6 protein-coding genes are annotated in these 8007 nt (G+C 70.5%); 5 read left to right on the top strand and 1 reads right to left on the bottom strand.

The window, feature by feature from the left end:
* Positions 1-485: 485 nt before the first annotated feature.
* Complete coding sequence (gene snpA, locus ACIRJT_RS25625) at positions 486-1154, bottom strand: snapalysin (RefSeq protein WP_403913162.1); 669 nt, start codon at positions 1152-1154, stop codon at positions 486-488.
* Positions 1155-1816: 662 nt separating this feature from the next.
* On the opposite strand from snpA, the gene ACIRJT_RS25620 reads away from it, so the two are divergent.
* From ACIRJT_RS25620 to ACIRJT_RS25600, 5 genes are all read left to right on the top strand, one after another.
* The gene (locus ACIRJT_RS25620; RefSeq protein ID WP_403913160.1) at positions 1817-2548 is read left to right on the top strand and encodes a restriction endonuclease; all 732 of its coding nucleotides are present in this window, start codon (positions 1817-1819) and stop codon (positions 2546-2548) included.
* Positions 2549-3084: 536 nt separating this feature from the next.
* Positions 3085-4167: an ABC transporter substrate-binding protein gene (locus tag ACIRJT_RS25615; protein ID WP_403913157.1), complete on the top strand. Its 1083-nt coding sequence runs from the start codon at positions 3085-3087 to the stop codon at positions 4165-4167.
* Between the two features lie 112 nt (positions 4168-4279).
* Entirely contained in the window at positions 4280-5953 is a 1674-nt protein-coding gene (locus tag ACIRJT_RS25610; protein WP_403913154.1) for a sugar ABC transporter ATP-binding protein, read from the top strand.
* Entirely contained in the window at positions 5950-6927 is a 978-nt protein-coding gene (locus tag ACIRJT_RS25605) for an ABC transporter permease (RefSeq protein ID WP_403913151.1), read from the top strand. The genes ACIRJT_RS25610 and ACIRJT_RS25605 overlap by 4 nt, the downstream gene beginning before the upstream one ends.
* The gene (locus tag ACIRJT_RS25600) at positions 6924-7973 is read left to right on the top strand and encodes an ABC transporter permease (protein WP_403913148.1); all 1050 of its coding nucleotides are present in this window, start codon (positions 6924-6926) and stop codon (positions 7971-7973) included. The genes ACIRJT_RS25605 and ACIRJT_RS25600 overlap by 4 nt, the downstream gene beginning before the upstream one ends.
* The last annotated feature ends 34 nt before the right edge of the window (positions 7974-8007 follow it).

Below are 8007 nucleotides of genomic sequence, written 5' to 3'. Positions count from 1 at the left end.
TCGGACAGGATCAACTCGGCCTTCGGCCGCCCAGTACGCGCCACAGACCAAGCCTATACATCTGAACAGAATTCCTGACTCAGAAGACTAGGGCGCGTGTCGAAAGTCCCGCCTGCGCGGTGACGCCTGGCACTTCCCCAAGCTCTCGGCTTCGCTCGAGCAGGGGAGGCCCCATCCCTCGCCGCGTTGTCGGGATCACCCCGATACATCCAGTATCGGGGTGATCCCGATACATCCAGTATCGGGGCGACCCTCCGCCTTGCGATCGCACGCACCGGACGCCGCCGCGCCCGCCCTCCGGGCGGACGGCGCTACTTTCGCAATACCTAGGGCGTGCCAAGGGCCGGCTCGCCCGCCCCTCCGTGACGTCGCGCCGCTACGGCTTCCTGCCCGCCGCTGCGAACCGGTTCGCTGGCGGCGGGTGGGCCCAGCGTGGAGGGCCGTTCCCCGTCCGGAACGGCCCTCCACTCATGCACGTGAAGCGATCAGTTCCCGGATCGGGAGGCGGCGCGGGCCGACGCGGCCGCGAAGCCGTTCTGCCAGAGCTGGTTCACCCGCGCTCGCTCGTTCGCGTCCGGCTGGGAGTTGGTGCAGGACGGGCCGGGGCCGCCGCCGGACATCAACTGGCTGCACGGTCCCGAGTAGTTGTCCGGCAGACCGAGGACATGTCCGGTCTCGTGCGTGGTGACGCGGGTCGAGTTGTACTGCTGGTTCTGCCGGTAGTCCAGGAAGATGTAGCCACGGCCGTGTCCGTTGGTCGAGGCGTACGATCCGCGCGGATCGTTTCCTTCGCGGTACGTGAAGTCAGCCCTGGAGCCCTCCTGAAGCCGGACGTTGGAGACCGAGCTGTTCCAGATCCGGGTGCTGTTGGCTATCTGGGTGCGGAAGCTCGGGGCGGAAGCCGCGCTGTAGGTGACTGTGACGACCTGGGTTCCCGGATTGGCGGCCCGCTTCTCGGCGACGGACTTCATGACCGCGTCGAGGAAGGCGCGGTTCGCGGCGGCGTTCTCGCCCGATCCGTTGTACGCGGCAACGCTGGCAGGGGTGGAGCCGGCAGGAGCAGGAGCGGCTGAGACTGCGGGAGCTGAACCCAGCGTGGCAAGGAAGCCGAGGCCGGCGATGGCGGAGGCGATGGCGGTCGGGACGTGTCTCATGGGGGATTTCTCCTACTGTCCGATGAAGCCGCACCCCGGGGTTTGTCCGCTGAACGGACGGGGCGCGGGACGGTACGGAGAGAGTGTGGGGGAGCGGACACCTGCTGGGGATGATGCCAACTCGCGATGACACCGCCCTATCCCCCGTCCTCCGGGCGGATCGCGGATACGGTGAAACGCCTCGCGGCCGCAGACCCGCCCCGGTCCCCGACATGGCCGACGAAGACCGCTGTGCACCAGGCGCTGGAGACGTACCGGCCTCTCCCGGGACGGTCCGTTCAGGAGCCCCACGAAGCGGACGTCGCCGCCGTGGTGACCGTTCGCCGACGGCACGGGCCATCGCCGGCCGCTGGGCAGCGGAACGCCCGGTGACGATTCCGGCAGACCGACCCTCCGAAGGCGTCGGTGCCGGATCCGGCCAACCGGTCGCTTTGCGTCATCATCCGTCAACTGCCGGGCGCGACCGTACAGGCTGCGGATACACAAGAGGATCCGAACGGGAACCGAGAGTGATTCAGGGGCGGGGCGGGATGCTGACCACCGACGCGGGAGTGCTGCCCGCCGTCATCGGTCCGACCCCGCTGGGTGAGGACATCGGCGACTCCTGGGCCGGCTCACCTCCAATGTCACCGACTCCTCCCGCTGAAACCGGAGCGAGCCCGATGGCCAACCGCCGCCCACCGCCCCGCCGCCGGACCGCGGCACGTCGTCCCGCACGCCGCAGCGTGCTGCCGCGCCGCCGCCGCTCGCGCCGGCGGCAGCGCCGTGACACCCAGCTGCTCCTGCTCGGTGTCGGTGCCCTCGCCGGCGTCACGCTGGTCTGGGCGGTGATCTCCTGGCTGCTGGTGAACTGGTGGGCGCTGGTCGTGCTCGGCGCACTCGCCGCCGTCGGCGGGACGGTGTGGGTCCATCGCTACCGTCAGCGGCAGGCATGGGACCGGGTGCGGCGGCAAGCACTGCGCTACGGGCTGTCCGAGTTGGACGCCCTGCACCACCGCGACTTCGAGTACGCGATCCGTGACCTGATGCTCCGCGACGGGTGCACCGACGCCCGCCAGATCGGCGGGGCCGGAGACAACGGTGCCGACGTCCTGGCCACCGACCCTCTGGGCCGCACCTGGGTCATCCAGGCCAAGCACCGCAAGGCCGGTGACCGCGGCTCCGCCGTCGGCACCCCCGACCTCCAGCGCGTCAACGGCACCGCCCGCCAGCTCTACGGCGCCGATGTCGTCCTGGTCGTCACCAACGGGCGCTTCTCCACCCGCTGCGCTCCCCTCGCGGCTCAGCTGCGCATGCACCTCGCCGACCGGCGGGTCCTCGCCACGTGGGCGAGCGGCGGGCGCCCGCTGTGGGAGCTCCTGCCGAGGATCCCCGCACCGCGGAGCGGCCGGTGATCCGGCCGGGGCGTACCCGGATACGCCCCGAGTCCGGTCTTCGCCCGGCCGCGTGCGGGCGGCGGCGTACGGCCTAACGCGTCCGGTGACGGTGGGGTGCGGCGCCTCGGGGAACGCCGCCTTCCAGCCCAGGACAGGCTCACCGCCTCCCGCGGGCCGGGCGGCAACCGCTCTTGCAACGATGAAAATCAGGCGTCCGGCGATATGACAGCACGGCGGCGGGCGGGTGTCCAGACCTCGCGCAGAGCCGCTGCCGAAGGGTGAGTTGGCGGCCGCGGATGCGTCCCGGCGGTCTGCCGACACATTTTGGAAACGCATCGACATCGCTCTTGCCGCTCGTGCCGCACCACATATATAACGTTGTAAACCGAGCCGCCGACAGGCCGCGCAGGCTCTCACGACCGCTGTTCCCGCAGCACGGGGCAGGGGTGTGAGGAATGCGGCGGCATCAGCCGCAGAGCAACCGATGCCTCGTCCCGCATGCCCGACCGCACGCCGATCGGCGTGCCGTCAACCCGCCAAGGAGCGTTCCGCGCATGATGATCCAGCGTCGATCCCGTACCCTCGCCGTGGCCTGCGTCCTCGCCGCCACCACGCTGGCCGCCGCCGGCTGCGCCAAGTCGGAGACCTCCAGCAACGCGGGCGGCGACAGCAGTCAGGCTGCGCAGGAGGCCAAGTCCCCTGATTCCTCATCCGGTTCGGGTTGCACACTGGAGACCTACGGCGCGCCGAAGCTGGACCTGAAGGACGCCGTGGTCGGCTTCTCCCAGTCGGAGAAGGAGGCCAACCCGTTCCGGATCGCCGAGACCCAGTCCATCAAGGACGAGGCGAAGAAGATCGGCGTCAAGAAGCTCCTCACCACCAACGCCCAGTCCCAGCTGTCCAAGCAGATCAGCGACATCCAGGACATGCTGTCGCAGGGTGCCCAGTTCCTCATCGTCGCCCCGCTCAACTCCGACGGTCTGGAGCCCGCGTTGAGGGCGGCGGCCGCCAAGAAGGTCCCCGTCCTCACCATCGACCGCAAGGTCAACTCCACCGCCTGCAAGGACTACGTGGCCTTCCTCGGCTCCGACTTCGTCGAGCAGGGAAAGCGCGCCGCCGACGCGATGATCAAGGTCACCGGCGGCCAGGGCAAGGTCGCCATCCTGCTCGGCGCGTCCGGCAACAACGTCACCACCGACCGCACCAAGGGCTTCGTCGACCAGGTGAAGGCCGAGGCCCCGGGCCTGGAGATCGTCGCCCAGCAGACCGGCGAGTTCGCCCGCGACAAGGGCCAGCAGGTCATGGAGCAGCTCATCCAGTCCAAGCCCGACATCACCGCCGTCTACGCCGAGAACGACGAGATGGGCCTCGGCGCGGTCACCGCGCTGAAGGCCGCCGGCAAGAAGCCCGGCAAGGACGTCAAGATCGTCTCCGTCGATGGCACCCGCAACGCCGTCCAGGCCCTCGTCAACGGCGAGTACAACGCCGTCATCGAGTCCAACCCGCGCTTCGGCCCGCTCGCCTTCGCCACCGCGCAGAAGTTCTACGCAGGTGAGGAGATCCCCGAGAACGTGATCATCACCGACCGCGAGTACGACGAGGCCAACGCCAAGGAATCGGTCGGCGGAGCCTACTGACCTCGTCGGACGTCCGGCCGCCACGACGCCCGGGGCACCCCGAGGCGCCCGGGGCTGCCCCGGGCGCCCGGCGGCCCGGTCCCATTCCCGTAACACCGGAAGGCCAGGATTCATGGCACCAACCCCAGCGACACCCCAGCACCCGGAGACCTCCGGGGCCGGTGCCGCCGCCGTGGCGGACCCCGTCCTCGAAGCCCGCTCGGTGAGCAAGCGGTTCCCGGGCGTCGTCGCCCTGGACGACGTCTCCTTCGCCCTGCGCGCGGGCGAGGTCCACGCGCTCGTCGGCGAGAACGGAGCCGGCAAGTCCACCCTCATCAAGGTGCTCACCGGCGTCTACCGGAGCGATGAGGGCGAGGTGCGCGTGAGCGGCGAACCCGTCCGCCTCTCCCGCCCGTTCGAGGCGCAGCAGGCCGGGATCTCCACCATCTACCAGGAGGTGAACCTCGTCCCGCTGATGAGCGTGGCGCGCAACATCTTCCTGGGCCGGGAACCGAAGAACCGCCTCGGGCTCATCGACTTCGCCCGGATGAACCGCGAGACCACCGAACTCCTCGACGGCTTCGGCCTCCGCGTCGACCCCAAGCGGCCCCTGCACACGCTCGGCATCGGCACCCAGCAGATGGTCGCGCTCGCCCGCGCCGTCTCTGTACGGGCCCAGGTCGTCATCATGGACGAACCCACCTCGTCCCTGGAGCCCCGCGAGGTCGAGACCCTCTTCCGGGTCATCGAGAACCTGCGCGGCCAGGGCATCGCCGTCCTCTACGTCAGCCACCGCATGGACGAGCTCTACCGCATCTGCGACCGCGTCACCGTCCTGCGCGACGGCCGCCACATCCACACCGGCGAACTCGCCCCGCTGGAGCGCATGCAACTGGTGTCGATGATGCTGGGCCGCGACATGGCCGAGGTCCGGCGCGACGGCCTCACCGGCTTCGCCGCCGAAGGGCACGACGCCGCCCGTACCCCCGTCCTCACCGCCAAGGGCCTCGACCGCCGCCACCAACTGCACGACATATCAGTCGAGTTGTACGCGGGTGAGGTGCTGGGGCTCGGCGGCCTCCTGGGCTCCGGGCGCAGCGAGACCGCGAAGGCGCTCACCGGCGCGCTGTCCCTGGACGGCGGGGAGATCACCGTCGACGGCAAGCGTCTGGGCCGTCCCACCCCGGCCGCCGCCATCCGCGCGGGCATCAGCATGCTCCCCGAGGACCGCAAGGCCGAGGGCATCGTCCCCGGCCTCTCCGTCCGCGAGAACATCGTGCTCGCCGCCATGCCCCGGCTCTCCAGGGGCGGCATCGTCTCCCGCGCCAAGCAGGACCGCGTCGTCGACATCTTCACGAAACGGCTGCGGATCAAGGCCTCCAGCCCCGAGCAGAAGGTCGGCGAACTCTCCGGCGGCAACCAGCAGAAGGTGCTGCTCGCCCGTTGGCTCTGCCTGGAGCCCAAGGTGCTGCTGCTCGACGAGCCCACCCGGGGCATCGACGTCGGTGCCAAGGCCGAGGTGCAGTCCCTCATCGACGAGCTCGCCCGCGAGGGGCTCGCCGTGCTGCTGATCTCCTCCGACATCGAGGAGCTGATCGAGGGCGCCGACCGCATCGTCGTCCTGCGCGGCGGCGCGGTCGCCGGTGAACTCGCCGGTGACGAGGTGGACGAGAGCCGCCTGCTCGAAGTGCTCGCCGACCACACGCCGGACGTCGTGCCCGCCGACCACACGCCGGACGCCGTGCCCGCCGACCACACGCCCGATTCCGGCGGGGCGGCCCGGGCCGCCCAGGAGGACCCTCGATGACCACCCAGGCCACCCTGCCACGCCCCGCCGCGAAGCCCCTGGCCCGGCTGCGCGACCCCGCCTGGTACCAGGAGTACGGGGTGTACGCGGCCGTCGCCGTCGTGCTGCTGTTCAACGCGCTGTTCACCGAGCACTTCATGACGGCCGACAACCTGCGCACCCAGCTCGTCCAGGTCGCGCCCATCGTGATCGTCGCGCTCGGCATGGCCCTGGTCATCGGCACCGAGGGCATCGACCTCTCCGTCGGCTCCACCATGGCGCTCGCCGCCGCCCTGCTGCCGCTCTACCTCGGCTACGGGCTGGTCCCCGCCCTGCTGATCGCGCTGCTCGCCGGAGCGGTCGTCGGCGCGATCAACGGGACGCTCGTCTCGCTCGTCGGGCTGCAACCCATCGTGGCGACCCTCGCCCTCTTCGTCGGCGGCCGGGGCCTCGCCCTGGTGATGGCGGACGGCCGGCTCAAGCAGATCGTCAACCCGGACATCCTCGCGCTGGGCACCGGCTCCTTCCTCGGCATCCCGACGGTCGTCCTCATCGCGGGCGTCCTCGCGCTCGCCGTCGCGTTCCTGGTGCAGCGCACCACCTTCGGCCGCCAGATCGTCGCCATCGGCGGCAACCGGTCGGCCTCGGCACTGTCCGGACTGCCGGTCAAGCGCGTCCTGATCGGCGTCTACATCCTGTGCGGGGTGATGGCCGCCCTCGCCGGCATCCTCGCCACCGCCCGGCTCACCGCCAGCGACCCGTCCTCGCTCGGCACCCTCATGGAACTCTCCGCCATCACGGCGGTCGTCGTCGGCGGCACCCCGCTGAACGGCGGCTCCATCCGCGTGCTCGGCACCGTCGCGGGCGCCCTGCTGATGCAGCTGCTGCGCGCCACCCTCGTCAAGCACGACCTGCCCGACTCCACCGCACAGATCGCCCAGGCGGCCATCATCATCGCCGCCGTCTACGTCGCCCGGGAGCGTAGGTCCCGATGAACAACACCCCACCTGCCACCGTGCCCGCGGCGAAGGCCCCGGCACCCCTCAAGAACGCCCCCTCGCGCCCCGAACCCCGCCCCGGACGCTCCACCTGCTCCCGGATCGGCGAACTCGTCCAGCGCCAGGGCGTCCTCGCGGTCCTGCTGACCGTGATCCTCATCGCCTCGTTCGTCTACCCGACGTTCGCGAGCCTCGACAACGCCCGCGGCGTCACCGTCCAGGCCTCGTTCCTCGCGATCGTCGCCCTCGGCATGACCCTGGTCATCATCACCGGCGGCATCGACCTCTCCGTCGGCTCCGTCTTCGCCCTCGGCGGCGTCCTCGCCGCCTGGGCCTCCCAAGCGGGCTTCCTCGCCGCCCTCCTCGTGCCCCTGGTGGTCTGCGGCGCGATCGGGCTCCTCAACGGCCTGCTCATCGCCCGCGCGAACATGGCGCCCTTCATCGTCACACTCGCCACCCTCCTCGCGGCCCGCGGCATGCTGCTCGCCTTCACCGACGAGGGCGCCACCACCTACCTCTTGCCCAAGGACTCCGCCTTCGCCGAGCTGGGCCAGGGCAGCGTCTGGGGCTTCGGCTACCCGGTCCTCATCGCCCTGGCCCTCTTCGGGGCGGGCGGACTCCTGCTCCAGCGCACCTCGTTCGGCCAGACCCTGTTCGCCGTCGGCGGCAGCAGCGACGCGGCCACCCTGATGGGCCTGCCCGTCGCCCGGACGAAGATCCTCGTCTACACCCTCAGCGGACTGCTCGCCGGCCTCGCCGGAGCACTCAACGCCGCCCGTCTCTCCTCCGGCGTCACCATCGTCGGCGTCGGCATGGAACTCGACGCGATCTCCGCCGTCGTCATCGGCGGCACCCTCCTCATCGGCGGCGCGGGGTCGATCAGCGGCACCCTGTGGGGCGTGCTGCTGCTCGCCGTGATCCAGAACCTCATCAACCAGATCGGCTCACTCAACTCCTCGTACCAGTCGGTGGTCAGCGGCGGCTTCCTTATCGTTGTCGTGGTGGCGCAGCGTTACCTCGCGCGCAGCCGGAGAACCACCTGAACCGTACGTATCCGCAGAACCGCCTGAACCGTAC

The sequence above is a fragment of the Streptomyces sp. NPDC102283 genome, assembly GCF_044766265.1.
Classification (GTDB): Bacteria; Actinomycetota; Actinomycetes; order Streptomycetales; family Streptomycetaceae; genus Streptomyces.
The sequence above is the reverse complement of the archived record's forward strand: the minus strand, read 5'-3'. Positions and strand labels throughout refer to the sequence as shown.